Annotated in this window: 29 protein-coding genes, 1 pseudogene and 1 riboswitch; of the genes and pseudogenes, 16 read left to right on the top strand and 14 right to left on the bottom strand. The window is 67.9% G+C overall.

Going from position 1 to position 25,368, the window contains the following annotated elements; genetic code table 11:
* Window positions 1-281 precede the first annotated feature (281 nt).
* The 3 genes from KBX00_RS06235 (at window position 282) to KBX00_RS06225 (ending at window position 2,560) form a co-directional block, all read left to right on the top strand.
* Window positions 282-470 (top strand): hypothetical protein, encoded by a 189-nt coding sequence (locus KBX00_RS06235; RefSeq protein ID WP_210824129.1) that lies wholly within the window; start codon window positions 282-284, stop codon window positions 468-470.
* A 102-nt stretch (window positions 471-572) separates the two neighbouring features.
* Complete coding sequence (locus KBX00_RS06230) at window positions 573-1,301, top strand: bifunctional 2-polyprenyl-6-hydroxyphenol methylase/3-demethylubiquinol 3-O-methyltransferase UbiG (protein ID WP_210824128.1); 729 nt, start codon at window positions 573-575, stop codon at window positions 1,299-1,301.
* A gap of 203 nt (window positions 1,302-1,504) precedes the next feature.
* Entirely contained in the window at window positions 1,505-2,560 is a 1,056-nt protein-coding gene (locus KBX00_RS06225; RefSeq protein ID WP_210824127.1) for a hypothetical protein, read from the top strand.
* Between the two features lie 415 nt (window positions 2,561-2,975).
* Here the strand turns inward: KBX00_RS06225 and lepB are convergent, their stop codons facing one another.
* The 6 genes from lepB to KBX00_RS06195 form a co-directional block, all read right to left on the bottom strand.
* Window positions 2,976-3,716: a signal peptidase I gene (lepB, locus tag KBX00_RS06220; protein WP_210824126.1), complete on the bottom strand. Its 741-nt coding sequence runs from the start codon at window positions 3,714-3,716 to the stop codon at window positions 2,976-2,978.
* A complete protein-coding gene (locus KBX00_RS06215; RefSeq protein ID WP_210824125.1) occupies window positions 3,716-4,036 on the bottom strand; it encodes a PadR family transcriptional regulator in 321 nt (106 codons plus the stop codon). The genes lepB and KBX00_RS06215 overlap by 1 nt, the downstream gene beginning before the upstream one ends.
* A 300-nt stretch (window positions 4,037-4,336) precedes the next feature.
* Window positions 4,337-5,254, bottom strand: a complete 918-nt coding sequence (locus KBX00_RS06210; RefSeq protein ID WP_210824124.1) for a tyrosine-type recombinase/integrase — start codon at window positions 5,252-5,254, stop codon at window positions 4,337-4,339.
* Window positions 5,255-5,365: 111 nt separating this feature from the next.
* Window positions 5,366-5,776 carry a hypothetical protein gene (locus KBX00_RS06205; RefSeq protein WP_210824123.1) on the bottom strand — a complete coding sequence of 137 codons (411 nt, stop codon included), beginning with the start codon at window positions 5,774-5,776 and terminating at the stop codon, window positions 5,366-5,368.
* A 159-nt stretch (window positions 5,777-5,935) separates the two neighbouring features.
* Complete coding sequence (locus KBX00_RS06200) at window positions 5,936-6,733, bottom strand: SUKH-4 family immunity protein (RefSeq protein WP_301547462.1); 798 nt, start codon at window positions 6,731-6,733, stop codon at window positions 5,936-5,938.
* Between the two features lie 92 nt (window positions 6,734-6,825).
* Window positions 6,826-7,170, bottom strand: coding sequence for a hypothetical protein (locus KBX00_RS06195; RefSeq protein ID WP_307868158.1), 345 nt, complete (start codon window positions 7,168-7,170; stop codon window positions 6,826-6,828).
* 786 nt (window positions 7,171-7,956) lie between these two features.
* Between KBX00_RS06195 and KBX00_RS06190 the strand changes: the two genes are divergently transcribed.
* The 10 genes and pseudogenes from KBX00_RS06190 (at window position 7,957) to KBX00_RS06150 (ending at window position 14,070) form a co-directional block, all read left to right on the top strand.
* Window positions 7,957-8,550, top strand: coding sequence for a methyltransferase domain-containing protein (locus KBX00_RS06190; protein WP_307868157.1), 594 nt, complete (start codon window positions 7,957-7,959; stop codon window positions 8,548-8,550).
* 181 nt (window positions 8,551-8,731) lie between these two features.
* The gene (locus KBX00_RS06185) at window positions 8,732-8,941 is read left to right on the top strand and encodes a hypothetical protein (protein ID WP_210824120.1); all 210 of its coding nucleotides are present in this window, start codon (window positions 8,732-8,734) and stop codon (window positions 8,939-8,941) included.
* Window positions 8,938-9,381, top strand: a complete 444-nt coding sequence (locus KBX00_RS06180) for a GNAT family N-acetyltransferase (protein WP_210824118.1) — start codon at window positions 8,938-8,940, stop codon at window positions 9,379-9,381. The genes KBX00_RS06185 and KBX00_RS06180 overlap by 4 nt, the downstream gene beginning before the upstream one ends.
* Before the next feature lie 162 nt (window positions 9,382-9,543).
* The gene (locus KBX00_RS06175; RefSeq protein WP_210822896.1) at window positions 9,544-9,996 is read left to right on the top strand and encodes a hypothetical protein; all 453 of its coding nucleotides are present in this window, start codon (window positions 9,544-9,546) and stop codon (window positions 9,994-9,996) included.
* Window positions 9,997-10,192: 196 nt separating this feature from the next.
* Window positions 10,193-10,309, top strand: a riboswitch (SAM riboswitch).
* Window positions 10,268-10,951, top strand: a complete 684-nt coding sequence (locus tag KBX00_RS06170) for a GNAT family N-acetyltransferase (protein WP_301547459.1) — start codon at window positions 10,268-10,270, stop codon at window positions 10,949-10,951. Its footprint overlaps the riboswitch before it by 42 nt.
* Window positions 10,952-11,134: 183 nt before the next feature.
* A complete protein-coding gene (locus KBX00_RS06165) occupies window positions 11,135-11,707 on the top strand; it encodes a histidine phosphatase family protein (protein ID WP_210824207.1) in 573 nt (190 codons plus the stop codon).
* A gap of 339 nt (window positions 11,708-12,046) precedes the next feature.
* Window positions 12,047-12,118, top strand: a pseudogene (locus KBX00_RS29785) (hypothetical protein); the annotation flags it as partial.
* A 9-nt stretch (window positions 12,119-12,127) separates the two neighbouring features.
* A complete protein-coding gene (locus KBX00_RS06160) occupies window positions 12,128-12,301 on the top strand; it encodes a hypothetical protein (RefSeq protein ID WP_301547410.1) in 174 nt (57 codons plus the stop codon).
* A 220-nt stretch (window positions 12,302-12,521) separates the two neighbouring features.
* Window positions 12,522-13,286 (top strand): alpha/beta fold hydrolase, encoded by a 765-nt coding sequence (locus tag KBX00_RS06155; RefSeq protein ID WP_301547409.1) that lies wholly within the window; start codon window positions 12,522-12,524, stop codon window positions 13,284-13,286.
* A gap of 4 nt (window positions 13,287-13,290) precedes the next feature.
* Window positions 13,291-14,070 carry a MerR family transcriptional regulator gene (locus tag KBX00_RS06150; RefSeq protein WP_210824112.1) on the top strand — a complete coding sequence of 260 codons (780 nt, stop codon included), beginning with the start codon at window positions 13,291-13,293 and terminating at the stop codon, window positions 14,068-14,070.
* Between the two features lie 206 nt (window positions 14,071-14,276).
* Here the strand turns inward: KBX00_RS06150 and KBX00_RS06145 are convergent, their stop codons facing one another.
* Both KBX00_RS06145 and KBX00_RS06140 read right to left on the bottom strand, forming a co-directional pair.
* Entirely contained in the window at window positions 14,277-15,179 is a 903-nt protein-coding gene (locus KBX00_RS06145) for a hypothetical protein (protein WP_210824111.1), read from the bottom strand.
* Window positions 15,180-15,367: 188 nt separating this feature from the next.
* On the bottom strand, window positions 15,368-16,033 hold the full coding sequence (locus tag KBX00_RS06140; RefSeq protein ID WP_210824110.1) for an NADPH-dependent F420 reductase: 666 nt from the start codon (window positions 16,031-16,033) through the stop codon (window positions 15,368-15,370).
* 90 nt (window positions 16,034-16,123) lie between these two features.
* Here KBX00_RS06140 and KBX00_RS06135 point away from each other — a divergent pair, with 90 nt between their 5' ends.
* The gene (locus KBX00_RS06135) at window positions 16,124-16,483 is read left to right on the top strand and encodes a helix-turn-helix domain-containing protein (protein ID WP_210824107.1); all 360 of its coding nucleotides are present in this window, start codon (window positions 16,124-16,126) and stop codon (window positions 16,481-16,483) included.
* Window positions 16,484-16,755: 272 nt separating this feature from the next.
* On the opposite strand, the gene KBX00_RS06130 is transcribed toward KBX00_RS06135, so the two are convergent.
* A complete protein-coding gene (locus tag KBX00_RS06130; RefSeq protein ID WP_210824105.1) occupies window positions 16,756-18,219 on the bottom strand; it encodes a hypothetical protein in 1,464 nt (487 codons plus the stop codon).
* 486 nt (window positions 18,220-18,705) lie between these two features.
* Here KBX00_RS06130 and KBX00_RS06125 point away from each other — a divergent pair, with 486 nt between their 5' ends.
* Window positions 18,706-18,933, top strand: coding sequence for a TM2 domain-containing protein (locus KBX00_RS06125; protein WP_210824103.1), 228 nt, complete (start codon window positions 18,706-18,708; stop codon window positions 18,931-18,933).
* 269 nt (window positions 18,934-19,202) lie between these two features.
* Here KBX00_RS06125 and KBX00_RS06120 read toward each other — a convergent pair whose 3' ends face one another.
* Window positions 19,203-19,892: a hypothetical protein gene (locus KBX00_RS06120; protein WP_210824101.1), complete on the bottom strand. Its 690-nt coding sequence runs from the start codon at window positions 19,890-19,892 to the stop codon at window positions 19,203-19,205.
* A 50-nt stretch (window positions 19,893-19,942) separates the two neighbouring features.
* Between KBX00_RS06120 and KBX00_RS06115 the strand changes: the two genes are divergently transcribed.
* On the top strand, window positions 19,943-21,391 hold the full coding sequence (locus tag KBX00_RS06115) for an aldehyde dehydrogenase (protein ID WP_210824099.1): 1,449 nt from the start codon (window positions 19,943-19,945) through the stop codon (window positions 21,389-21,391).
* On the opposite strand, the gene KBX00_RS06110 is transcribed toward KBX00_RS06115, so the two are convergent.
* Genes KBX00_RS06110 through KBX00_RS06095 form a run of 4 tightly spaced genes read right to left on the bottom strand, consistent with a single transcriptional unit; the run spans window position 21,381 to window position 25,331 of the window.
* On the bottom strand, window positions 21,381-22,052 hold the full coding sequence (locus KBX00_RS06110; RefSeq protein ID WP_210824097.1) for a class I SAM-dependent methyltransferase: 672 nt from the start codon (window positions 22,050-22,052) through the stop codon (window positions 21,381-21,383). The two genes, KBX00_RS06115 and KBX00_RS06110, sit on opposite strands and share 11 nt — an antisense overlap.
* Window positions 22,049-22,615 (bottom strand): truncated hemoglobin, encoded by a 567-nt coding sequence (locus tag KBX00_RS06105; protein WP_210824095.1) that lies wholly within the window; start codon window positions 22,613-22,615, stop codon window positions 22,049-22,051. Before KBX00_RS06105 ends, KBX00_RS06110 begins: the two co-directional genes overlap by 4 nt.
* Before the next feature lie 2 nt (window positions 22,616-22,617).
* On the bottom strand, window positions 22,618-23,466 hold the full coding sequence (locus KBX00_RS06100) for a DUF6065 family protein (protein ID WP_210824093.1): 849 nt from the start codon (window positions 23,464-23,466) through the stop codon (window positions 22,618-22,620).
* Entirely contained in the window at window positions 23,463-25,331 is a 1,869-nt protein-coding gene (locus tag KBX00_RS06095; RefSeq protein WP_210824091.1) for an AfsR/SARP family transcriptional regulator, read from the bottom strand. The genes KBX00_RS06100 and KBX00_RS06095 overlap by 4 nt, the downstream gene beginning before the upstream one ends.
* Window positions 25,332-25,368: the final 37 nt, after the last annotated feature.

Raw genomic sequence — 25,368 nt, 5'->3', positions numbered from 1 at the left:
TCAACCGGCGTATGCCCGTCGACGCCCCGTCCGTCGTCCAGAATACGATCTCACCGGTTCGCGGGTTGATCAGCCATCGGTGCTCGTAGTCCGTCTGGTCCTCGATCACGGTAGCGATCTCCTCCAGATCTAACCTGCTCAGGTCAAGCATCCGGCCACGCTAAACCCACTACCGTCCAAGCTTCGACCAGCCAAAGCGCGACCAGCAGCCGATCAGTGTGCCGAACTGGGCGGCCGCAAACCGCATGCAGTCGGGTAACGACGTTGCTACCTTGCCACCGGTGGCGAGGCGAAGGTACGTGGCGAGGGGCGTTGACGGCGGCTACCGGATCTGGGACAACCGGGCTCGCCGGTGGTGGGGCGACCTTTATGAGCTGTGCCCAGACGAGTTGCTCAATGAGCTGAACGGCGCCCGCAACTACGCCAAGATCACGGCGCTGCTCCGGGAGTACCGAGCACAGAAGCGGTAACGCAGTACATCAGGCCGCCGCGTTCGGTGCGGCATGAGCGGTATCGCAACCGCGTCGATTATTGCTGGTCTCGGACATTCCGTATCGCTACGGTTCTGTGCCATGCCCGACGCGATCTTTGCCCACCCGCGCCTCGCGCCTGTCTACGATGCGTTCGATGGCGACCGCGCAGATCTCGACGCATATCTTCGCATCGTCGACGAGTTCGACGCCCGATACGTGCTCGACATCGGATGCGGTACCGGATCCCTGGCCATCCTGCTAGCGAGAAGTGGACGACATGTAACCGGCGTTGATCCCGCCGCTGCCTCCCTCGAGGCGGCGGTATCCAAACCCGGCGCCGCATCGGTCACCTGGCTCCACGGGGATGCCACGACGCTCCCCGCGCTGTCAGCTGACATCGCGCTGATGACCGGCAACGTGGCTCAAGTCTTCCTTCACGACGACGACTGGAGCGCGACACTCCGGGGCATTCATGGCGCGCTACGCGACGGCGGCCACCTCGTGTTCGAGACGAGACGCCCGCAGCGCCGCGCCTGGGAGGAATGGGTCGTCGACACTGACCCCGACACCCGAAACCTTCCCGGCATCGGTGAGGTCGAACGGCGCATGGAAGTCACCAGGGTGGCGCTGCCCTATGTCTCCTTCCGGTACACGTACACCTTCGCCTCTGACGGCTTCTCAGTGGAGTCGGACTCCACCCTCAGGTTCCGCAGTCGAGCAGAGGTTGAGGAGACCCTGGTGACCAGCGGTTTCACCACCATCGACGTCCGCGAGGCCCCAGACCGTCCTGGGCGAGAGTACGTGTTCGTGGCGCAACGAACGCACTGACCGCACCAACACTGAACGATGGTCGCACCCTTCTCGGGCGTGTCCTCGCGCCTGCCCATGGGCAGCGGCTGCGCTCCGTGACGCCCGGTCTGCCAGATCCGCGCACGAGTGGATCTATGCTCACGACCATGGCTCGTTTCTACCAGCGCGGCCGGCGAGCTGGGCCGATCATCTAGGCGCGTCAGTGGCCAAGCGGGGGATACATGACGGTTTTCGGCTGCAGGAGCTGCGACGCCACTCTGACGGTTCCGCTGTCGAGGGTGGCGCTGCCCGTCCACGCGGACCAAAAGTACGGGAACGGGCCGGGATCGCTTGCGCCGGCACTGGAGCCGGGCACGTTCGCGGTGAATCCGCTGCCCTCTGGCCCGCCATGGCGCCGGTGGGCCGAACTAGAAGCCGGTGAGGCCGAGACGCTCGGCTGGTACGCGCCCAGGTTCAGCATCTCCGCCGGGCCGGTCGACCGGGTGTTGCTCGCCCCGGGGGACGTCCGCGGCGCCGTTATCGACCTGGCACGGGTCGGCGACTCCGGGTGCTGTGGCCTCGACGGCGGCGAGCCCAACATGGTCTGCCTCACCTGCGGCACACCGGTGGCCATCCGGATCGACGACTGTGGACTGCGGCAGGCGATCTGGCTGGACCCGCGCACCACCCGCGTAATCGAGGACGGTCCCGGCCCACACCCGGTACTCGACTGGGCGGACCTGATCGACCAGCGGCCCGGTATCCCGCCGTCCGAACCGGGCGGCGGCTGGCACCCGATGTGGGCGGCCACCGCAGCCTCGGCGCTGGCACACTTACTGGCGGCCTCGGGCGGCGACCCGATCCTGATCCCGGAACACCAGGTTGCCGAGGTCTTCCGGTCCACTCTCGGCCGTCTCGTCGGCCCGGTCGGCACGAGACCGGAGCGCACCCTCGTCCTGGCCGGGCCCGGCCTTCCGGACCCCGACGGGGACTTCGCCCTCATCCCGGAACATCCACAGACCGGCGAACCCTGGCCGGTAGCCCCGCCGACGAAACCGGTCCCGCTGGCCTGGGACAGCTGGCGGCACCTCGCGTTCCACCAAACCCCGAAGCCGCTCGGCCGGTCGGCCCCGGTCCCGCCGGAGGCCCTGCCGGCACTGCTCCCGGGCTACCGGTTCGAGCCCGACGGCCACATCTTCCTCAGCGTTCTGGCCCGACTGCCCGAGGTCAGGCAACCACAGTTGCGTGCCATCTATGAACGAGGCCGCCCCTACAACTACACGTCCTACGTCTTCTGACCGCCTGCCTCGCCGCAATAACGCCCCGTCCGGCTGCCTACGGCTGGATATGGACAGCTTCCACTAACGCTCCGCGACGGCATGAAGGCCACCTTCGCCTCCGCATCGCCGGCGTGCGTGGTCGCCGGTCAGGAGGTACGGCGCGCGGGCGGCGCCACCTGTGACCATACCCCTCACCGGCATCCGGCAGCGTTCGGCCGGTCAAGCAATTACCCACGGCCTGCGGGGACACCAAACCCGCGCGGACGGCGGCAGGATACGGATAGCGTTGTTGGCGCTCGTGGTGAGGGCCATCGGTTGCCGGCTGGTGTTGCGAATGTGTCAGGCGCAAGGTCGACGGCAGCAGGCAGCGATGTGAAGCCATGAGAGTGCGGTCGGCGCACGCCGTTGTCGCTCAACGGCGGGCCGGATCGGATCAGCGAGTGTCCGACCGTGCGGGTGGGGCCAACCACGATTCCGGGCCGCCGTTCCACAGCCGGGCTACCATCCGACCCTGCACCTGATCGGCATCGACCACCGGGTCCGTCTGGTTGGCCATCGCGCGGTTGTCGGCGAGAAGATAGACCGAGCCGTCCGGGACGATCGTCGGGATGCAGTCGGCTGGCAGGTACGGCTCGCCGACCTCGGCGCCGTTACGTACAACGAGACCGGCGCGGCAGTCGATCCGGTCGCCGGGTAGGCCGATCACTCGGCGGATCGCGGTACCACCCGGGTCGTCGCTCGGTTGGTAAACCACGATGTCACCGCGGTCCAGCCCGATGAGCCGGAAGCCGATGCGGTCGCTGAGGAAGTAGTCCGAGGTCTGCAGGGTCGGCGCCATCGCCGGGGACGGCTGGTAGCTGAAAGTCAGCACCCACTGCTGGAGGACGAACGCCGCGAGACCGGCGGTCAACACGAACCTGATCGCGCGGCGCCGGATCCGCACCCGGCGGGGAAGCTCGCGGTGTGCGGCGCGGCGTTCCTGCAGGGCGGCTCGGATGCCGCCGAATGCCCAGCGGATGGCCTCCCACTGTCCGCAGGTCTGCGCGAACTCGGCGAGGATGGCCTCGCCCCACGGACCGCCGTTTGCGCGGCGTCCTCGGACTGCCACGGTGAGCGCGAACCGAGCCAGCCTCCGTACCACATGTTCGGAGGCCACCTCGCGTGACGCGGTCATCAGCGTGCCCCGAAAGCGAGCCGGGTGGCCGGCGCTGGCGCGTCGGCCGCTGCGGCGGCGAGGCGCTGGCGGGCGAGAGCTGCGCCGTCGGCGGTCAGCCGGTATGTGTGTCGCGGCGGACGACCCGGCTCGTCGGACGGCTGCCAGTCGGCGTCGAGCAGTTTCTGCTGCGACAGCCGCATCAGGATTGGGTAGAGGGTGCCGGAGGCCAGCCCGGTCTCGCGACTCAGGTCATAGCCGTAGCGCCATCGGGAGGGGTCGACCAGCAGTGCGCTGAACAGCAGCAGCGTCTGCGGAGAGGTGTGCGGTATCCGCGGCATACTGAAACTCTACATATAAAGAGTTAGTTTGGCCATCCTGACCTGAGGCAGCTGCAGACCTCTGGAGTCGACGACGACAGCGTCTCGCTGTGTACGCCTCGCCGGCGAAGGCGGTGCGCCGTGTAGCGACCATGGCACCGCATGAACGGTGGTTCGAAACAAGAGCCTCATCGCGACTGCAGGGGATCCCTGACACCCGGACGGATGCGCCGCGACGACCCGGATGATGTAGCACGAAGGGCGACGCCAAATCAGGCGCCCCCGACACATCCGCTCATCGGCAGAGCCGTGAGCGGCTGGTCATGTTCCGGAGGCCATGTAGGCGGCGAGGATGTAGTTGGGGTGGCGGTCGAGGTTCTTGCGGGCGCGGTCGTAGCGCATGGTGGTTCTCGGGTCGGCGTGGCGGGCGGCGATCTGCACGTCGCGGAGGCTGACGCCGGCGTCGAGCATGGTCGTGACGAAGGTGTGGCGCAGCATGTGGGGGTGCATTCTCGGCATCCGGATGCCCGCCGTGTGGGCGAGGTGTTTGAGTCGGCGGGTGGCGGCGTGCCGGTCCATCCGCCCACCACGGATGTTGCGCAGGATTGGCCCGGCGGTGCGGTCGTCGACGGCCCGGTCGATGGCCCTGGCGACCGCTGGTGGTAGTGGGACGAGGACGACCTTGCCGCCTTTGCCGCGTACGCGCAGCACCCGGTGGCCGTGTTCCTCGCCCAGGTCGGTGATGTTCGATCCGCAGGCTTCGAAGATCCGCAGGCCGAGTAGGCCCAGGAGGGCGACCAGGGCGAAGTCGTTCGGGTTCGAGGACTTTCGGGCGGTGGTGATCAGGGCTTCGAACTGGAGGTGTCCGAGTCCGAGGGTCGGTGATTCGGCGGGGACTGTGGGTCGGCGGACGTAGTCGGCTGGCGAGTCTTCCAGGATGGCGTCGATGACGCAGACCCGGTAGAACCCGACCACGACTGACAGGCGGCGGGACACTGTCGAGGGTTGGTACCGGCGGATGTCTTGCAGCCAGCGCACGTACCGTTCGATGTCCACCCGCACCGCAGCCAGCGGGTCCAGACCGTGGTCGGTGCACCAGCGCAGGAAGACGCGTAGGTCGGACTCGGTGTGCACGCGAGTCTGGCCACGGTAGCGGCCCAGGAAGGCCGACACCGCGGCCCGCACAACGAGTTGATCGGCCAGCACGACAGGGGAAGCGGAAGCAGAAGAGGTAGTCATACATCACCGTGCGTCACCACCGCCGATGAACACCAGTCCACCCGGAGCGGCATAAGCGGATGCGATTCCGGCCGCGCGGCGAGACCGGACCGGGGTCGCAGTTGCCAGGTGCTATTCGCCTTCCAGCCGACCAGAGGTGCCGCGGAATGGTCGTCCTCCGTCGGTCGTCGGTAAGGCTGCGACTCTCGCAGCCCAGCGGTCGACGTAGTTCTTCATCCCGTCGGCATTGCGCGGAATGCTCAACCAGTCCCAGGCAGCGTCGCGAATCTCCCGTTGGGCGATCATCTCGGTGCCATCGCCGTAGTCGAACGGGTAGCCGTCGACGATGTCCGACAAGTCCGCGTAGATGCTGTACAACCCGCTGGCATTCCCCACGTCGTCCCTGGGGAGCAGCTCGACCAGCGCAGCCTTCAGCTCCTCGACGACCCCCACCGGGTCTTCTCTGCCCCTCAGCACTCGATGCATGTATCCATCGATGAGGTCGATCACAGTAGTCAAGGAAGGCGATGCGGCGTCGGTCACCCTCTCATGGTCGCTTGCCGTGCCACCCGCGCCGCTCCTGGCCCCGGCAGCGCGCAACGTTCCAGGGTCACGATGCCGCGAAGAGACGAAAGATCGAGTGCGCTCTCATCGGCATGTGCGGGCGTTCCGAGCTGGCGCCAGGGTACTCGCCCAGATGGTTCAAAGGTCGTCGGTGATGGTCTCCACCCACAACGACCCGAGGTCGCGGTCGTCTAGCGTGGGGTCAAGCGACGTCATTCGGGTCAGGAAAGTCGCGCAGGATCGTTCGACTTCGGCGTGGTGCTGTTCGTGCTCTTCGAGGGGCGCGGTGTAGTGCGGATCGGGGTGTGCCCGGAGCAGTTCGACGGCCGCGTGCCAGCGCCAGGCGACCTCGACGAACGCCGCTACAGAGGCGTTGAAGTAGCAGACGGCCGGATGGTAGAGGTTCGGGTGGTAGGCGCGCAGCTGTTCGGCGAGGTCGTCTGTGGTCATCGGCCGTGCTCGTATGCCCATGACTCGTCCGGTGCCGGCGACCGCCCCTACTCGAATCGAGAGGTTGGCATCAAAGTCGGCGCCATAGACGCCCAGCAGATACAGCCTGTGGTCTGCCGAGATGAGCCGACGTTCTGGCTCACCGGCGACGTTGGGGGTCAACGTGGGACGTGAGCCAGCTTGCGGCGTCGGGCGCAGCAACGGTCCGTCGGGCAGGCCCCACAGCCGCAGCGCCGAGCGATCTGATTCGGGCAGGTGCCATTGGCCGATGACCGCACCGACTCTCGAACCTGGGACCGCGGCTCGATCACAGAAGAAAGCGGCGCGTCGAGGACGGCCAGCATCTCGTCGTACAGGCTTCGCACGCTCACCTCCAGAGGCGAGAAGATCGTAGTGGCCACGCCGGCCCGTAGGTAGCCACAGTCGCCTACACCGCACCGAGTGCTTCCGGTTCCGGTCGCGGAGGCGGACTGGGCACACGCACATCGGCAAGACCGCGCGTCGAGTGCCGTCCGGGGATCACGCAACGTGACGCACCATCGGCGGCAGATCCGGATGCACCCGTGGTCCGGCTGACGTCACACGACGGCCGTCACAGCCAATAGCAACCCGGAGTCGACGTCCAACGGGTTGCTGGTGCGTAGGCTGGCTTCCAAAGCAGCCGCCGCGTCACGTTCGGGCGAATCGGCATGGCACTCGCAGTCCAGCCATTCCGATGCGTAGGAGGCGTCGCCGATCACGCCGACGGGGTAGCCGAGGGACGGGCTCAGCCGCGCCAGTTCCCGGACCGCCGCGAACTCGTCAGCGTCTTTTCGCGCAGCTACCGCCTGCCCAACCAAACGCCCGACCAACTCGCTCGCCTCGTCCGCGGGCAACTCAGTAATCGCGAGGTCAGCCAACAACTCGGACACCAACTGGTCCACAACCCAAGGCGACGCCATCCGAGACAGGCCGGCAAGCTCCATGACCGCTTGCCCCTGCGCCCCTTGTGCGAGCAAGTGAGTGGCTACATCTGGCCACTGACTGCTCAGTATGAGCCCCAGTTGGTGCGCACAACCAACGACGCGACGCTCATCGATGGTGAGCACTCCGTTCACTCCACTGCCTCCGGCTTCACCATCATCCGCACCCAACATCATGCCCCGACGTCCGGGACGCCCGACGTTCGCTATTCGGCTACGATCGGCCGCCAGCACGCGCCAATTCCACCTTCGATCACGAGCGCTACGCGGCAGACATCAGCGATCTAATAGTCAAGTGCTCACCGTCACGAGCCGGGGCACGTCATCCCATCAGCTGTCACGTCTCCTCACGACCAGCGGGCGCACGGTCTGCCGCAAGACCTGCAAGGGTCAGATGAGTGGAGTGCTGACCCACCAGCCGCTACCGGAGCCATCCTGCACCAGCAGGCTGACACGACCTATTAGATGAGGATGCCTCGGTCCTCGTTTATGGAAAGCGCGCCTGACGTATATCTGGTTGCTGCCCGCGCGGTGGTTGATCGACCGTCAGTCGATGGAGCCCATAGCAGATCCAGTAGCGCATAACCGCTGCGCGTGGGACCAGCAGGTCGAGGAGGGCAACGAGTGGTCACGCCCGGTCACCGCCGAGACGGTCGCCAAGGCGCGGGCCGGTGACTGGTCGGTCGTGCTCATCGGTTACCGCCCCGTCGACCAGTCCTGGTTCCCCCGGACCTCGCCAACTCGGACGTGCTGTGCCTGGCCTCCGGCGGCGGGCAGCAGGGTCCGACGCTCGCCGCGACCGGCGCGCGGGTCACCGTCTTCGACAATTCGCCGCGTCAACTCGAACAGGACGAGTTGGTCGCCCGCCGAAACGGCCTGGAGCTGCGGACCGTCCTCGGCGACATGCGTGACCTGTCGGCCTTCGCCGACGCCTCCTTCGACCTGGTCTTCAACCCGGTGTCGAACCTGTTCGTACCCGAACTCGCTCCGGTGTGGCGGGAATGCCACCGGGTCCTGCGTCCCGGTGGGACGCTGCTGTGCGGCTTCCTCAACCCCGATGTCTACCTGTTCGACCACGAGGCCCTGGACAAACGCGGCGAACTGGTGGTCCGCCACCGGCTGCCCTACAGCGACCTCACGCACGTGCCGGCCGAGGAGCGCGCACGCCTGTGGGGTACCAACGCGCCACTGGAGTACAGCCACACCCTGGCCGAGCAGATCGGCGGTCAGCTCGCCGCCGGCGTCGTGATCACCGGGTTCGAGGAGGTGCCGCACCACGCCGACGCCACCGCCGGCTGGCTGCCCGGCTACTTCGCCACCCGAGCAATCAAGCCCCGCTGACGATAATCCGGTTCCGGTACGCACGCGGTCGTCGAAGCTACCAGGGACAGTTCAGGCCGGGCTTGCCGACAACCCTCGGACGTCGGCTTCGCCATGGCCGACGCCTTCCCAGAGCGGGCCGACGGGGTGGATGGTTGCCCGGAGAAGGTCATCATGGAGTCGGACGAGCCGTCGCAGGCCGATGGAGGGAGCAACCGCGGACCTGCTCCATCTGGGCTTCATGGAGATCCGTTTCCTCACCGCGCCGCCGCTTGAAGCCCACCCGGTGGACGCACTGGCTCGGCGTCGCGAGCGCGCAAACATGATCGCCGACATCTGCCACCAGCTTCCGGGGCTCCTCGCTCCGCAGCGGCGCCAGCCGGTCCGACCTGTCGATAGGGTGTCGCCGTGACGATCACCGTTCGCCAGGCAACGGAGCACGATCTGATGGCGTTGGGAACGTTGTACGCCGAGCTGCATCCGGACGATCCGGCGCTGCTCCACGAGCAGGCGGTGCAGACTTGGCAGGAGATCATCGGCCAGCCGGGGCGCACCATGCTGATCGCCCTGCGCGAGGGAACGGCGGTCGGCACTGTTGACTGCATCGTCGTGCCGAATCTGACCCGTGGTGGACGTCCGCACATGCTCGTGGAGAACGTTGTCGTCGCTCGCTCTGCCCGCCGCCAAGGGGTTGCGGGTCGCCTGTTCGATGCGCTGATCGATCTGGCCCGTGCGGCCGGCTGCTATAAGGTGCAGCTGCTCTCCCGCGTCGACCGTACCGACGCCCACATGTTCTACGAGTCGCGCGGCCTACGTCCTGTTGCCCAGGGCTATCGGCTTTACCTGGACTGAACGCGAGTCGACCGGCCAGTCCGCTACCGCTACCGCTACCGCTACCGCTACCGCTACCGCTACGTGGATACCAGTGGCCGGCGCTCGACGTCGCCTTGAGTTACGAGCGATTCGCGGCATGTGCGGATATCGGCTTGGCGTCAGCTGGTACAGGATACGGGCGTGAGTGAAAGTCTCCTTCGTGTCGTGCCGACCGTGCCAGATTGGGTGCCGGCCGAGGACGCCGTGGATGCTGCGGCCGAGGTCGTCTCGGCGATGTGTCCGGACGCGGGAGAGCTGGTCGCCTGCCGGTACGCCGACGTTACGTTCATCGACCAGGGCGTCAACTTCGAGGCAGTCGGCTGCCCGGTCTGCGCGGCTTCGCTGGATTCCGACTGGTGGCAGGAGCGCATGGACGATGCCTATGCCACTCGCTTTGCGACATTGGATGCCGTGACACCGTGCTGCAGTGCCACCGTTTCGCTCAACGACTTGGAGTACTCCTGGCCAGCCGCCTTTGCGCGATTCGAACTTCAGGTTCGCGATCCAGGCCGTGGCTGGTTGTCGCCCGACGAGGCAGCGCAAGTGTCGACCGTGCTTGGCATCACGGTTCGCCAGGTCTTCAGTCACTACTGACGGAGCACCGCAGGCAACGACGCCCGCTCGGCGGCATGAGCGTGCATCGAATCTTGCGAGGTACTGCGGCGCGGCTCCGATCTGGGTGATCCGTCGGCCGATCAAGTCGTATCGGCCCGGTGACGGCGAAGGCAGTGGCGTCGCGCGTTTGTTGCGGGGTCGCGGTGCGGTTGTGCCGCTTGTTAGGGTCGTTCCAGGTCATGAGCGCCAGCGCGAAGCCCCGGCTTGCTGGCCGGCAACCCTCCATCTCGTGGGTGGGGTGCCCCGGGTGATGACCTGGCTCGCTGCACATCGCATCGGGCAAGCCGCGGACGGAGAGACCATGCCATTGCCCATGACGCGTACCGCCCGCGTTCTTGACGGCGACCTCGTTCGGCTGGAGCCATTGGATCACCGGCACGCCGCCGATTTGGCTGCAGCGGCCGAAGAGGACCGAGCTTCGTACCGCTTCACGTGGGTGCCCACCGCGGCCGAGGTCAGCGATTACATCGACGCGCAGTTGAGCCGGGCGACTGAGGGGAGGCTGGTGCCGTACGCGCAGGTGGCAAAGGTCAGTGGACGCGCCGTCGGCGTGACGGCCTACTGGGATCCGCGGTTCTTGCCCGACCGCGATGCGCCCTACGCGGTGGAGGTGGGCTTCACCTGGCTGGCAGCGTCGGCGCAGCGCACTGGAGTGAACACGGAGGCGAAGCTCCTGCTCTTCGCGAACGCTTTCGAGGTGTGGAACGTGGCCCGTGTCGACCTCAAGACCGATGCCCGCAACACGGTCTCCCGCAAAGCGATCGAGCGTACGGGGGCCCGGCTCGAAGGTGTCCTACGGTGCTGGTCGCGGTCTTGGGCACCGGGCGAGGCGGGCCTGCTGCGAGACTCTGCCATGTACTCGATCATCAATTCGGAATGGCCGGCCTGCCGGACCGCACTGCAGGCGCAGGTCGGACGAGTCACGAATCGCTGATCCGACAACCAGAGGCGTGATGGGAGACGGGTGGGCGCTCATCGGCAAGATCGCGCGTCTGTCACGCCACGTGACAGCCGGTCGGCGGCAGCCGAGTGAGCTGGCCTTGTTCTGGGCCGGTTCATCCGTGCTTTCGTGATCTATCGTGCTCGTCGCCGAGTAAAGACGGGAGGGTACGTGTCAATGGCTCGTACACGGCTGTACCTCGTCCGCCACGGCGAACAGGATCCTGCGTCCGCTCACGCCCCGGACGGTGGTCTTTCACAACTCGGTCGCGAGCAGGCGGACCGGCTGGGCCGACGGCTCCGTACAGTGCCCTTCTCGGCGATTCACTACAGCCCGTTGGCCCGGGCGGTCCAGACCGCCGACGTCGTCGCCGGCCATCTCCCACAGGTGCCGAGACACGCGTGCGACCTCATGGCGGACCGCACACCGGTGCCCTCCGCGGGACAACGTGGCCGATATCCGGACCGGTGGCATGCCTGGCTCGACGGCGTGCCCGACGACGAGCGCGACGAAGACGCATCGGCCCTGCAGGCCGCTGTCGAACACCTCGGTGTCACCGGCGACAAGGACCGCCACGAACTGCTGATCACGCACAACTTCGTGATCGGGTGGTTCGTCCGCCACATGCTTGAGGCCCCGGTGTGGCGCTGGATCGGCCTCAACCAGGCCAACTGCGCGATCACCATCGTGCAGTGGAATTCCGATCGGCCGCCGACCTTAATCAGCTTCAACGACACCGGGCACCTGTAACCGTACGGCCTCCGCGACTCGGCACGATCGGACGCCTTCCCCGCGGGCGCTGACCGCCGAGACGGCAGCCGCGGCGCTGCGCAGCATCCGGCCCCGCGCCGCGCTGGCCCGTACTCTGCGACAGGTCGCCGTGGACCTGCTCAGCGAGGTCCCCCGCCTCGACCGGCGCATCACCGAGGCAACAGCAACCCTGTCCGCCGCCGTCACCGCCTCAGGCACCACCCTGACTGAGCTGCACGGCATCGGAGACGTGACCGCTGCGAAGATCCTGGCCCGCGCCGGCGCCGTCAGTAGTTCCGGTCGGAGTTCGCCTTCGCCTCCTACTGCGGCGTCGCGCCGATAGAAGTCTCCTCCGGTGACATCCAACGGCATCGCCTATCGCGCGCCGGCGACCGGCAGCTCAACTACGCCCTGCATGTCATGGCCATGGCCCAGATCAAGCGAGCGACCCCGGGCCAGGACTACTACCAGCGGAAACGAGCCGCCGGCAAGACCCACAAAGAGGCCATGCGCTGCCTCAAGCGCCGCCTCGCCGACGTCGTCTATCGCACCATGATCAAAGACACGGAGACCTCTCTATTGCCAACGCCTTGACACAGAGAGGTGCCGTTAGATCCACACGCCCCGATCGGTCGACGACGCAGACGTGAGAACCATTGTCAACGCAACTACCGAGGGAACTCGCGGCGCCTCACGTTCATCGGCGATCCAGCGGCCACGAGTCGATGCGGCATCGACTCGCTCGTACGACGGTTGACCTTGACCTAAGGTCAATCCATAGGCTCATCGCATGGCTAGTTCGCCCTGGAGGGGCATGCTTCCCGTTGACGACACAGCCCTTGCGGTCACCGACACCGGCGGCTCGGGCACGCCCATCGTGTACCTGAACGGCGCCTACGCCGACCAGTCGCATTGGCGGCGGGTCATCGCCGAACTCGGCGGCGACTACCGCCACATCACCTACGACGAGCGCGCCCGCGGCCGGTCGAAGCGTTCCGCCGACTACTCCTTCGAGGCGTGCCTGCGGGATCTGGACGCCGTCCTTGCAGCCCGGGGAGTCGATCGGCCGCTGCTGGTGGGGTGGTCCTACGGCGGGATCCTGTCGTGGCACTGGGCCGACCGGAACCCGGATAGTGTTCTCGGCGTAGTCACCGTGGACGCTTTCCCGGTCGGTCTCACCGGCGTCGCCGGACGGGAACGCATCCGCAAGGAGTTTCGCCGGGTGCGGTTGCTGTTGCCGATCGCCAGTCGGTTCGGCATGGGCGCCCGGATGAGCGCAGACCAGCACGCCGAGGTCAACATCGAACTCAACGAGATTGGCGCCGCCAGTGTGCCGGTCCTGGAACGCATCGCCTGCCCGCTGCGGTTCGTCCTGGCGACCGGAGCCAGCCTCGGGAACCAGGGCGACGAGATGGAACAGGGACGCGCCGCACTCGATCCGATTCTCGCCCGCAACCCGAACCTCGCGATCAGCGCGAAGGTTGCGAGCAACCACAGCACGATCCTGCGCAAGGACTTTCCCGCCGTCGCCCGGGCGGTGCGTGAACTCGCGCCTACCCGCGCCCGGACGACGGATTGAACCGGTGGCAGGAGGGCTCACGATCGGGCAGGCGGCCGCATTCGCCGGTGTCACGGTCAAGACGGTGCGGCATTACCACCGTCTCGGCCTGCTCGACGAGCCCCGCCGCGACACCTCTGGTTACCGCCGTTACACCTCCACAGACCTGCTCCGGCTGGTCCAGGTCCGTACCCTGGCCGAGGCGGGCGTGCCGCTTGCCGAGATCGGTGAACTGCTCGACGCTGATTCCGAGCGCTTCGCCGCCGCCGTGGTTGACGTCGAGCGACGGCTCACCGAACGGATCACGGAGCTCATCGCCCGCCGCGACACGCTGCGTCGGCTCGCCGACGGCGACCGGGCCCTGCTTCCCGACCGCGCCTGCGCCGTCCTGGACCGGTTGACCGCGCTGGGTTTCGGTCCCGACGTCGTGGCCTCGCAACGGGAGGCCCTGGTCCTGGCACGCGCGTTGGCCCCGGCGTTCTTCGACGTTTTCGTGACCCAGCTCGAGCGCCGGCTCGACGATCCCGAGTATGTGAGGCTGTGGAAGCGAACCTGGGACGCGTTGTCCTGGGAGCCGGACGACCCGCGCCTCGACGAGCTCGCAGCTGAGATGGCCGACAACCTGCTGACCGAACGGGCGATGATGCAGATACACGCGGACGCCTTCTTCGCCAGCCCCGACGCCGCCACCCGCTACGACGTGGTCAACGATCACCGGGCTGACGAGGCGCCGACCTTGGCTCGGTTGACCGCGCTCATCGAAGCGCGGTTGCGCGCTGCCGGCGTCGAGATTCCTCGACGGTGAGGCGGTGACCTGCTCGAACCGTGCCTCGGCCCACGCCCACGTCGGCTGTACCACGATTGCGACGCCGTCACCTGGCCTGGATCTAGCGGAGACTTCCCGTCAGGGGCCGCAGAAGGCCACCCGGCACGAACCGGCCGTACGCGAGGCCAGCGAACGCCCGCCGGTCCGCGACTCCAGCGCCGCCGAAAGCACGGGCGCTCGGATCCCTACAACCCCTCGCCCCGACCCCTGAGCCAGAGCTCGCCGCGCCGGTGGTCGAGCCGGCGGCGGTCGACACTGCACTCACGCGGCGCACCCGCGCCCGGCGCGCCGAGGCTCACCTCCTGCTCATCCAGGGCCTGGGTGCTACGCCGTCGCATCCCTGCCAGCCTGGACCCCTGAGAGGGGGCTGGTGACGGATCGATACGACGGTCGTCGACCCGGTCCTGGGGTCTAGCTGAGTCCGCTGGCCGGCTCGCAAAGGTTGATGCGTCGGACGTGCCCCGGTCGTCCCATCGTCCGTCGATAGCCGCAGCATTGCGCACCTTCTGATATCCAACTCTCCCAATAGAGCCCGGGGAGAACCGTTCGGTACGCGACGCATCGCGGGTCATTGTGGCTCCCCCGAGGTGGGCCAGGTGACGGTGATCGTGGCGTGGCGGCGGGTAACGAGCAGCTGGGGTCCGTCGGGTGTGGGCGGGTGGGTGCCGGTGGGGTGCACGGTGATTGTCGGATCGGGTCCGTGCCGGTGGTGGTGTTCCCAGGTCGTGATGAGGTTTGAGCATGTCGGTGGTGAGGGTGTCGGCATCGGGTCCGAAGCCGTGGGTGCCGAACTGCCAGGTGGTGTCTTCGAGCTTGCGCATTGCGAGGTAGGCGAGACTGTCGGTGGTGAGCAGGGTCGGGCAGACGAACCGGTCTTGCGGGTCGACCAAGCCGGCGGCGTGCTCGCGGTCTGCGGCGAGAGTGCCGAAGGGGCGGGCTTGGCTGGCCAGCCACAGGTGCAGCGACTCGAAGGAAGAGCGTTCGTGCATGGTGATGGTGACCGGCGACCATGCTTCCCGCCGCGGGGAGTGCAGGGTGGCGGCGAGTGCGTCCGGGTTCACTTCGGTGGTGGTGTCGTCCAGGGTCACGACGATGTCGTCGCCGCGTAGGGCCAGGCGGCGGGTGGGTTGGCGTCCGTCGCCCTGCATCGCACGAACCCGCATTGCAGTGCGGCGGTGGCGAGGAGATGGTCCTTGTGGCGTTTCAGGGTGAGGCACCGGGCGGGTTGTGAGAGGGGCGCGGCATTGTCGCGGCCCTCTCACAACGGTCGGTTAGCTCAGTTGTCCGTAGGCTGCGATGCCCGAAGGAGCGCTGGGTCCACGTCGGGGACGGCGAGCCTCGGGTTGAACCCGGCTGCAACGATCTTCATGACGAATCCAGCGGCTTCCTCAAGCTGTCGGGCGCTGGTGAGCCCACCGACCACCGCGGTTTGGCCGCCAAGGCCCCTGATCAGCACTGCGGCGCGGTCGAGCGCGCTCGCCTCGTCACCGCAGATCGCCACCACCGGCGCCGACTCCTGTGGGCCGGTGAACGGCCATGAGGCTCCCGCGAACAGGTGGAGCGCCTTGACCACGTGCGCACCCCGAGCCGTGCGAGCGACGAGTTCGGCTGCCGAGCCGGACGCGGGAATCAGGTCCCCGGTCGCGTAATTGACTGGGTTTGTGCAGTCGATCACGGTCTTGCCGTCGAACGAGCCTTCGGGCGCACCTACGAGAGACAGCGCCCCCTCCAACCCGTCCCACGGGACTGCGACCACGACAACGTCGGCCCGGGCCGCGAAGTCAGCCGGGTCAACAGCCTCCGCGGTCTGACCGATCTGGTCAGCAGCCTTACTCGCGTGCTGAGGGTTACGCCCTGACAGCAGCAGGGTGTGCCCGGCGGTGGTCCAGGCAGAGCCGAGCGTCACGGCCAGATTGCCGGTTCCCAGGATTCCGATGTTCACAACGTGCTCCTTTGTCTGGATGCGGTGCCCTCGAAACGCTAGGGGAGCCGTTCCTACCGATTGGTAGGAATGCGATGTAACACTGGAACGGTGATCGAGAAGACCTGCCAGACGTTCGTCTCCGACTGCCACATCCGGGCGGCGGCCGAACTGATCAACCACGCGTGGGATCCAGTCGTCCTTTCGGCTCTGCGCCTGGGGCCGACACGCCGCAACGCGCTGCTCGGCCGCATCGGGGGAATCAGTGACAAGGTCCTCACCCAATCGCTGCAACGCCTGTCGGCAGGAGGGCTTGTCACGAGGCTGAGCACCGGCGACCAGATCCCGCGTCGGAAAGGTGCCGTCTATCAGCTGTCGTCGTTGGGCGAATCGTTTGCGAATGGACCGCTCGCGCAGCTTGCCCAGTGGGCCGCCGACAACCAAGCCGACCTCGTCGGCCCGTCCTCGTGACCCGCTGGCGGGCTTGCACGGGATGGCTCATTGACTCTGGTCGGATCGCACGCTGGGTAGCCCAGGGGCGTCGGCCCTGGTTGGTTGCCGGCCGCCCGGTCGAGGCCGGTGAGCTTGTTCTCCGCTGCATGGAGGCTGACGGTGAGGCCTTCGACCTCGCCGTGCCATCTGTTGGCCTTGGCCTCGCTGATCCGGTCCGCGAGGTTGCGGATGATCTCGATGGGGCGTTGCGGTCAGCGAACGCGACTATGAGCGGGTAGTTCGGTCGAGGTTTACAGCGCGCGGATGATCTTTTCCCAGTCGAGCGTCGGGTTGGCGGCGGCGTCTGCGGCTAGTTCCGCGTCGTCGAGCAAGGCGCTGAGCCGATCACGTGGTAGGCGTGGGCATCGGGCCATCGCCTTGCGAACGCAGGGATGCGGGTCGGTGACGAGGCGGGCGATCACCGCCGGGTCCACCTCGGGGTCGCGGGCGACCAGAAGTCGCACGTCGGGATCAGTGTGATTAGCGTAATGGGACAGGCTGTTGCGCGGAAACTGTGGTAGGGCGAGCAGCTCAGTCCGGTGCCGGCCATCAAGGAAGCTGTTCAGTAACACTTCGCCCGGAGCGCCGGGGTGATTAAGGGCCAGGTTCGCCCGTACGGTCGCGTCGGTGTCGAGGGCGAGAAGGGCGACCAGTTCGGGAGGCAGGTCCGGGCGCTGCGCTGCCCGGCGGCGCAGCCGCGGATTTCTCGAACGCGCCCACCGGGCGGCCTCGATCGGCTCCAGGTCGGCGTTGCCGTCGAGGATGGCCCGTTCCTCTTCGGTGAGGTAGGCGTGGGTCGTGATCGCCAGGCGGACAGCATCATCGAGATCGGCGGACAGGTTGGCGATCTGCTCGCCGGTGAGCCCGGCGCGGGTGGCGACCACGGCACGCACGGCCGGGTCTGGGTCTGCGGCGAGGGCAGCCACTTGTTCGGCGGTCAGGTCCGCGCGGCCGGCGATTCGGGCCCGGATCTCGGTTTCCGGGTGATGCGCGAGGGTCTCGATGATGGTGGGCGGGAGTGCTGGGTTGTCGGCGATCGACTGCACAGCCTCGACATCCTCGGAGGCGGCCACCTGTTCGGCGAGTGCCTGCGAGAGTGGCCGCTGCAGTACCCACCAGAATGCGTGGCAGTGGTGTTCCGGCAGGTCGGCCGGTTCCATGAGCCGGCCGTGTTCCGCGATCGATGCTGCTGCCGCCGCCGCGATTTGCGGGTCTGGGTCGGTCAGCAGGAATCGCAGGTCGTCATGCCAAGCGTAGGGCACGGCAAATCGGCGTACCCGAGGATCAGGGTGCCGGGCTGCGACGAAGACCCGGGCCCAGTCGGCGAAGAACAGTTCGTCGAACAGTTCATGGCTCGCGAACGGTATGTCATCCGGCGGGTCGAGCAGCTCCGTCATCAGCCGGATCACGGTCTCTTCGGGTAGCGGCGGGCGCTGCCCTCTCCTGGTGAGAACCGCCATGCGCACCCGCCAATCGGGGTCGTTGAGCAGTCGTTCCCGAATCGCCGGGTCCAACCGCTCACGTCTGGCGGCGGCACTCCGAACCCGGCGCAGCTCGTGGTCGGCCATCAACTCCTGCAACGACACGGGCAGGGCAGCGCGGGCCTGAAGTCCCTTGGCAACCGGTTCCGGCCAGCCGCACAGCAGGCGGACAAGCTCGTCAACTGGCACTGCGGGGTTCTCCGCCAGCCCGCGTAGCACCAGATCCCGTTGCACCCGAACGAGCGTAGACGGCTGGTCAAGCGAGTTCCGACTACGGCGCGGCCTGTGCTCCTCGGGCGGCCAGCGCACGCGGACTGCGGCTAGCTTCGGGTGCTGAGCGCGGTCGCTGTCTGCCGTGGCAGTTGAGCCGGCCGTGCGCGTGCGACTCGGTTCCGCGGTCGCTGCCCCGCAGCCGCCGCTGGCTCAGCGAACCTCCTCGCCGCCGAAATCCCGCCAGCAATTCTCGCCGGAATCCTCGGCATCCACCCCACCACCGCGGTGAAGTGGACCAAACTCGCCGGCGGCAACTGGACCCGGTTACGCTGCCGCCCATTCACGCCGCGCCCTGCCCTAGCGTTCCGGCCGGCGCCTCGAACGCTGGTCCAAGCATCGATGGCGCATGAAATCGGCGGGCATCGTAGCCTTGTCCTACTGCACTCGACCTTGCCACCCAGTCCGTCCTGTTGACCGGCCCGGAAAGCCCACCGATCAGGAGACACAGTGACCCATCCGGCACAGCCCAAGTCTCTCGCCGTCGCGTACCTGCTGTTGTTCTTCCTCGGCGTGTTCGGGGCCCACTACTTCTACCTCGGCGTGACCAGACGCGCAATCGTCTACCTCCTGACGCTCGGCTGCCTCGGCTTCGGTGTGTTGATCGACCTCTTCACGTTGCCCGGCGAAGTCCGGCGTACCAATCAGCTGATCATGTCCGGACAGCCGCACCTGTAAATGCTCGCCCGGCCACCGACCCTTCCGGAAAGCCGCAACCCGACCCCCGTGATGCACCGGATGGGCCCTCTATTTAGGAACGGACACGACAACCTACGGACACTCCGATCACACCTGGATGTCTTTACCTCCACCCTGGTGATACGGCGCATCCCCCTCGTGGCGCGCGCGGCGGGTGTTGTACCAGCCCTATCCAGATACAGCCACCCCTCCCAGGTGCGGATGTAGGTCCGACCCGGGTCGCTCCTTCATGGGCGACAACCGTGGAGCTATGTACGGTGCCTGTCGAATATCTCGTGAACCGCGTTGACGACCTCGTCGGCCCGGGTGAGCGGCGCGAGATGGACGGAGTTCCGTCGAACGACATGCCAGCCGGCGCGTTCGGCAGTGTCCGCGTCGCCTTCGTAAGCCGGCGAGAGCCGGACGTACGCGTGCGGCAATCCGTCGAAGATCGGGGTCGGTGAGGGAGTCTTCTCCGCGCAGAGCGCGAACGGCGTCGGGCGTAGGTCGGCGGTGAACCTCTCGCGGACCTCGTCGTCCGGTATCTCGGCGGCCAGCGCCTCGGCCGGGAACCAGGTGTTCCATGGCGGCAGCTCGCCGTCGGTGGCCATCTCGCGCAGCCGGGTCGCCCGTTCCCCGTCGAGGGATTCCAGCCAACTGAGGCCCGGATGTGGCAGGCGGGCGTCCACGAAGATCGTGGCTGCCGCAGCCGGGCCGAGGGCCTCGGCGATCGCGGGTACGAGGGGGCCGGCGGCGCTGTGGGCGACCAGCGTCGTCGGGTGCTCGACGGCGGCCACCGCGGCTTCGCGCAGGCGATCCAGAAAGGGCGGCGGGCCGGTCAGGGCCGGGCGGAGATCGGGCACGACCGCGCGGTGGCCCTCAGCCCGCAGCGCGCGGGCGACCGCGTCCCAGCTGTACGGGCCTAGCAGCGGACTGTGAAGGAGGACGATCGTTTGCATCGTGAATACCCCTACTTGCAGAAATATGCCGATATGGATCTAATGGGCGGATGGATCCGCGCCATTGTCTCAACCTCATCAGCGGTGCATGGCTGGCTGCGGAAGGAGAACGGGCCAGTCCCAACGTCAACCCTGCCGACTCGGGTGACGTGATCGGACTGTTCGCCGATTCCTCCGCGGACGACGCGCGGGCTGCGGTAGCCGCCGCCGCTGCCGCGCGTGCCTGCTGGCACGAGACCGGGCCGGCGGCGCGGGGGGCGCTGCTCTTCCGGGCAGCCGAGCTGCTCGCCGAACGGGCTGGGGAGTTCGCCGGGGCGATTGTCCGCGAGCAGGGGAAACGCCCGCTGGAGGCGCGCGCCGAGGTGGTCCGCAGCGGCGAGGTGCTGCGCTTCCTGGCCGGCGAGGGCCGCCGGCTGACTGGTGTCACCGCACCCGCCGACGACGCGCGTACCCTCGCGTACACGTTCCGGGTGCCGATCGGCGTGGTCGGGCTCATCACCCCGTGGAACTTTCCGCTCGCGATTCCGATGTGGAAGTCGGCGGCCGCGCTGGTGGCCGGCTGCACCGCGGTCCTCAAGCCGTCGCCGCTCGCCCCCTGGACCGCGGCACTGATGGTGCAGTTGTTCCTTGACGCCGGCGTACCGCCCGGGGTGCTCAACCTGGTGCAGGGTGGCCGAGAGCCCGCGGAGGCGATCGTGGCGCACCGGGACGTCGCGGGGGTGTCGTTCACCGGTTCGGTTCCGGTCGGTGTCGCCATCCACGAGGCGGCTGCGCCGCGGCTGTTGCGCACCCAGCTCGAGCTGGGCGGCAACAACGCGGTCCTCGTCCTGCCCGGCGCCGACCTGGACGCGGCCGTCAGCGCCGTGCTGTCCGGCGCGTTCGGCCAGGCCGGGCAGCGGTGCAGCGCGACCAGCCGCGTGATCGTGGACACCGGTCTCGCCGCCGCGTTCCTGCCGGCGCTCGCGGCACGAGTGTCGGCCCTGCGGGTCGGCCGCGGCGACGATCCGGACGTGGACATGGGGCCGGTGATCACTGCCGAGGCACGCCGGCGGTGCCTCGACGCGATCGGGGACGCGCGGGCACGCGGTGCCCGGATCTGGTGCGGCGACGAGCCGTTGCCCGGCGGACTGCCCGACGGCAACTTCCTGCGGCCCACCGTGCTGTCCGACGTGCCGCCTGATTCGGAGCTGGTGACGGGTGAGGTCTTCGGGCCGGTGGTCTCGGTCCTGGTGGCCGAGAGCCTGGACGACGCCATCTCCATCGCCAACTCCGTTCCGTACGGTATGTCAGCGGCCGTTTTCACCCGCGAGACCGCCCTCGCCCTGGACGCCGTGCAACGGCTGCAGGCCGGGATGCTGCACGTCAACCGCCCGACCGTCGGCGCCTACGCGCACCTGCCGCACATGGGCACCAAGATGTCGCAGTTCGGTCCGCCCGAGTGCTCGCCGGAGGCGATGGACTTCTTCACCGAGTTGCGGTCGGTCTGCGTCAGGTACTGAAAGGCTTCTCGAAGACCAGGTGCCAATGGAAGGAACCCGGCTGCTCGTGCTCCCGGTCCGCGGCGGAGACGAGACGCAGGTGCGGGTGGAGACGCAGGATGTCCCCCATGTCGGTGTACAGGTGTGGATGCGCCTTGTCCTCCGGCCCGTCGTGCTGCACGAACACGTCCGGGGCGATCTGCTCGCCCCGGCCGTACTGGGCGTTGTGCTTCGACAGCATCGTGCTCAGGTACTGCCCGCCGGGCCGGAGGACGCGGGTGATCTCCAGGGCCGCCGTGGCGGCGTCCGCTGGCGTACCGTGATAGATCACGTTCCAGGCGACGACGACGTCGAAGCTGCCGTCCGGATACGGCAGCGATGTCATGTCGGCCATCCGCGTCGTGACGTCCACCTTGCGTCGGGCGGCCTCGACGGCGACCCGCGCCAGGCCCGCCTCGCTGCGGTCGATCGCGTGGGCCTCGAATCCCAGGTCGGCGAGGGCCAGGGCATGGCGGCCGATGCCGCACCCCACGTCGAGGCAGCGCCGGCCGCCAGCGGCCAGCACCTTCTCGCCGAGTGCTGTCACGTCCGGGTCCGGCTGTGCCCACGTGGTGATTCCCTCGGTACGGCGCCACTGCTGGTCCCAGTGCTGGTACGCGCCCGCTGTGCTGGTCTCGGTCATCGGGTGCCCTCCGGGTCCGCGTTGTCCCCGCCGTCGCCGTCTGGCGGGCGGGCCGTCCGCTCGCCGATCACGTTGCCCTCACGGTCCAGTCGCAGGCCCCGCGTGATGGCGGCGCCGCGACTGGCGGCGGTCACCGCGCCGCTTCCGTTGGTCATGGTCGACATGAAGTCGGAGAACCGGGGTTCCGGCGCGCCGATCTGCTCACCGGCCGCCCGGAAGAGGTCGAGCCAGCGGCGTCGGTGCTGGTTCGAGATCACGTATTGGATGTGGGCGGCGATGAACGCCGGGTTCCAGCCCTCGGTGAGGTCCGGCGTGCCATACATCCGCTCGAAGTGGCCCTTGAGGCGGCGCGCGTGCTCCTCGGCCGAGCGGGCGGTGAACATGGGCCCTAGCAGCGGATCGTCTATCACCAGATTGTAGAAGGCGGTACAGAGCCGATCGAAGAAGTCGGCGCCGCCGATCTCGCGGTAGAACCGCCGGGCGAGCTCGAGCGACCCCTCCTCGGTGACCTCCTCCAGCAGAATGACCTTGCCGTGTCGGCTGATGACATGTTTGCGGGCCATCGTCAGACCTCCTCGCTGGCGCCGGACACCCGCTGTCGCGGTTCGCCGGAACGCGGCTCAGCCGTCCGCTTGTTGCGGGAGCGCTGTTCCTTGACGTAGGTCGCGGCGGTGTTCGGATCCTGCTTCCGGGTCCGCCAGGTGACGAACTCGTCCCAGACTCCGTCAGGGAAACTGGGGACGCCGCGGTAGGTGGTGGCCGCCCGCCGCGCCATCCGGACGGTCGCTCGGCTCACCGGCTGTACCGCCATGATCGGGATGTGCCGGTAGAAGCGGACGATGCGGTTCTGCTGGGTGAGACGCACCATGGTCGGGATGTACGAGCGGTACCAGTCCGTCTCGATGATGCCCTCGAGGATCTCGAACTCCCCCGAACTGGGCCAGTTCGGAACGCTGCGCACCAGCAACCACCAGTCCGCCGGGGTACGGGCGAGGAGGCCGGTGATGACCTCGAGCATGTGCGGATTGCGGGGGTCGGCCTGGATGAACGGGGGCACGCCGCCGTACTTGTCGAAGACGTCCCCACCATCGAGCCCGGCCGCCTCGATGGCACCGCGGACGCCTCTTGCCTCCGGCAGCAGACCGTCCCGGGCGCCGGTTAGCGACTGCCAGGCGATGGGCTCGTTACCGTCGAGCAGGGACCATTCACTGCTCATCCCGTCCCAGCGCACGGCGAAGTCGGCTGGGGGGTAGATGTGCCAGCCGAAGCCCGAGGCGGTGGTGATCGGGGAGCAGACCCGCGCGGCGCGAGCCGACAGTGAACCCTTCAGATCGGGCGTGCCCAGCTCGGGTTCACGGACGTCGGGGTAGAGCGAGAAGAACTCGATCTCGGATGGCGCGTCGGTCTCCGTCAATTGTCGGCCCTTTCTGGAAGGCGGGTGTCGGTGCAGGACGCCTGCTGTTCGCGGCGGTTCTGTTCCATGGCGTAGAGGCGCATCAGGGAGCCGACCTCGTACCGGTCCGGCGCCACCGGCTTGATCAGGTTGGCCTCGGCGAGGGCGGTCAGGGCCCGGGCGCTGGCGCCCTCGGTCTCCTCCGACCTCTCGGCGACCGACCACGGGGTAACCAATCCGGAAAAGTCGGTTCCGAGACGCCGCAACAGCTGTCGCTCCGACGGTTCTAGCCGGGAGTACGAGTGGTCGAGCGACAGCCGCATCGACGCCAGCGAGTCCGCCTCCACCTCCAGCAAGCAGAGGCCGTCGTCACCGCGGAGGCCGTCAAGGATGTCGGCCACCGGTTGCGGTGAGTCGTCGGCCATCCGGGTGGCGGCGATCCGTATCGCCAGCGGTAGGCGGCTGCACAGCCGGATCAACTCTTCGGCGGCCTCCGGCTCAGCCGTCACCCGCGAGGCTCCGACGGTGTGTGTCAGCAACTCGCGCGCGTCCGCCTCGGTCATGCCACCCAGCTCCAGGTGCCGGGCGCCGTCGCGCGCGCGGAGGCCGCTGAGCCGGTTCCGGCTGGTCATCACCAGGAGGCATGTGTCGCTGCCCGGGAACAGTGGACGGACCTGCTCGGGCGACCGCACGTCGTCGAGCACGATGAGCATCCGGCGACCGCTGAGCAGGGATCGGTAGTGCCCGGCGGCCTCGTCCACCCGATCCGGGAGGTCGCTGGCGGCCACGCCCAGCGCGCGGAGGAACCGGCCGAGAACCCGCAGCGGTTCCGCCGGTGGTTCGTCCGAGTGGCCTCTCATGTCGGCGAAGAACTGCCCGTGCGGGAAGAGGTCCGAGTTGGCCCGGGCCCAGTGGACGAGCAGGGCGGTCTTGCCGCAGCCGGCGGGCCCGGTCAGCACGATCGGTGTGTCGCGGCCGTTGCCGCTGTCCCGAGCTGCGGTAAGGGCAGCTAGTTCTGCCCGGCGACCGACGAAATCGGGCACATCGGCGGGCAACTCCGCGGGGACGGCCGGCGGCGCGGCGACGGCCGGAGCGGGGACATCCAGCGCCGGATCGCGGGCCAGCACCGCCCGGAACAACCGCTGGAGTTGCTCACCAGGCTCCAGGCCCAGTTCCTCGGCGAGCGCGGCCCGGCCGTCGTGGAACGACTGCACGGCCCCGGACGGATCGCCGGCTCGATAGAGCGCGAGCATCTGCATCTCCCGCAGTCGCTCGCGCAGGGGGTTGGCCGCCACGAGATCGTTGAGTTCCCGCAGGCGGCTGTGGTGACGGCCGAGCCGCAGATCGACATCCAGGCGGTCCTCGACGACGCTCATGTAACTGGTGTTCCAGTGCGACCGTTCTCGGCAGAGCCCAGGCACCTCGGCGTCCTCCAACGCCTCGCCGCGCCACAGGCCGACGACCGCGCTCAGCAGCTTGTCCGCCTGGACGAGGTCACCGTCGGCCAGGCTGGCCCGGCCTTCGTCGGCGAGGGCGACGAATCGGTCGATGTCGAGCTCTCCGGGCTCGACCCGGAGCACGTACCCCGGCTGGCGGAACAGCAGGCGATCCGCTCCCGGATCGGCGCGGTCCAGTAGCTTGCGCAGCTGCGAGATCTGCCATTGCAGGCTGGCCTTAGCCGTCCGGGGCGGGTGGCCGCCCCACAACACGTCCCGCAGGTGGTCGGCTGACACCGTTCGATTCGCGTGCAGCAGTAGCACCGCGAGCAGTCCGCGTTGCATGCCGCCGTTCAGCGGTGCGGATCGTCCGTTTACCAGTAGCTCAACCGGCCCGAGCAGCCGGAACTCCAGCTTTGCTCCCCGATCACTACGCGCGGGGTCGTCCATCGAGTTCGTACCCACTTGTTCCCCCCGTTGTCTCTGC

Origin of the sequence: Micromonospora sp. C95, assembly GCF_018070465.1 — a bacterium.
Lineage (GTDB): Bacteria > Actinomycetota > Actinomycetes > Mycobacteriales > Micromonosporaceae > Micromonospora.
This window is presented reverse-complemented; position numbering and strand designations above follow the sequence as displayed.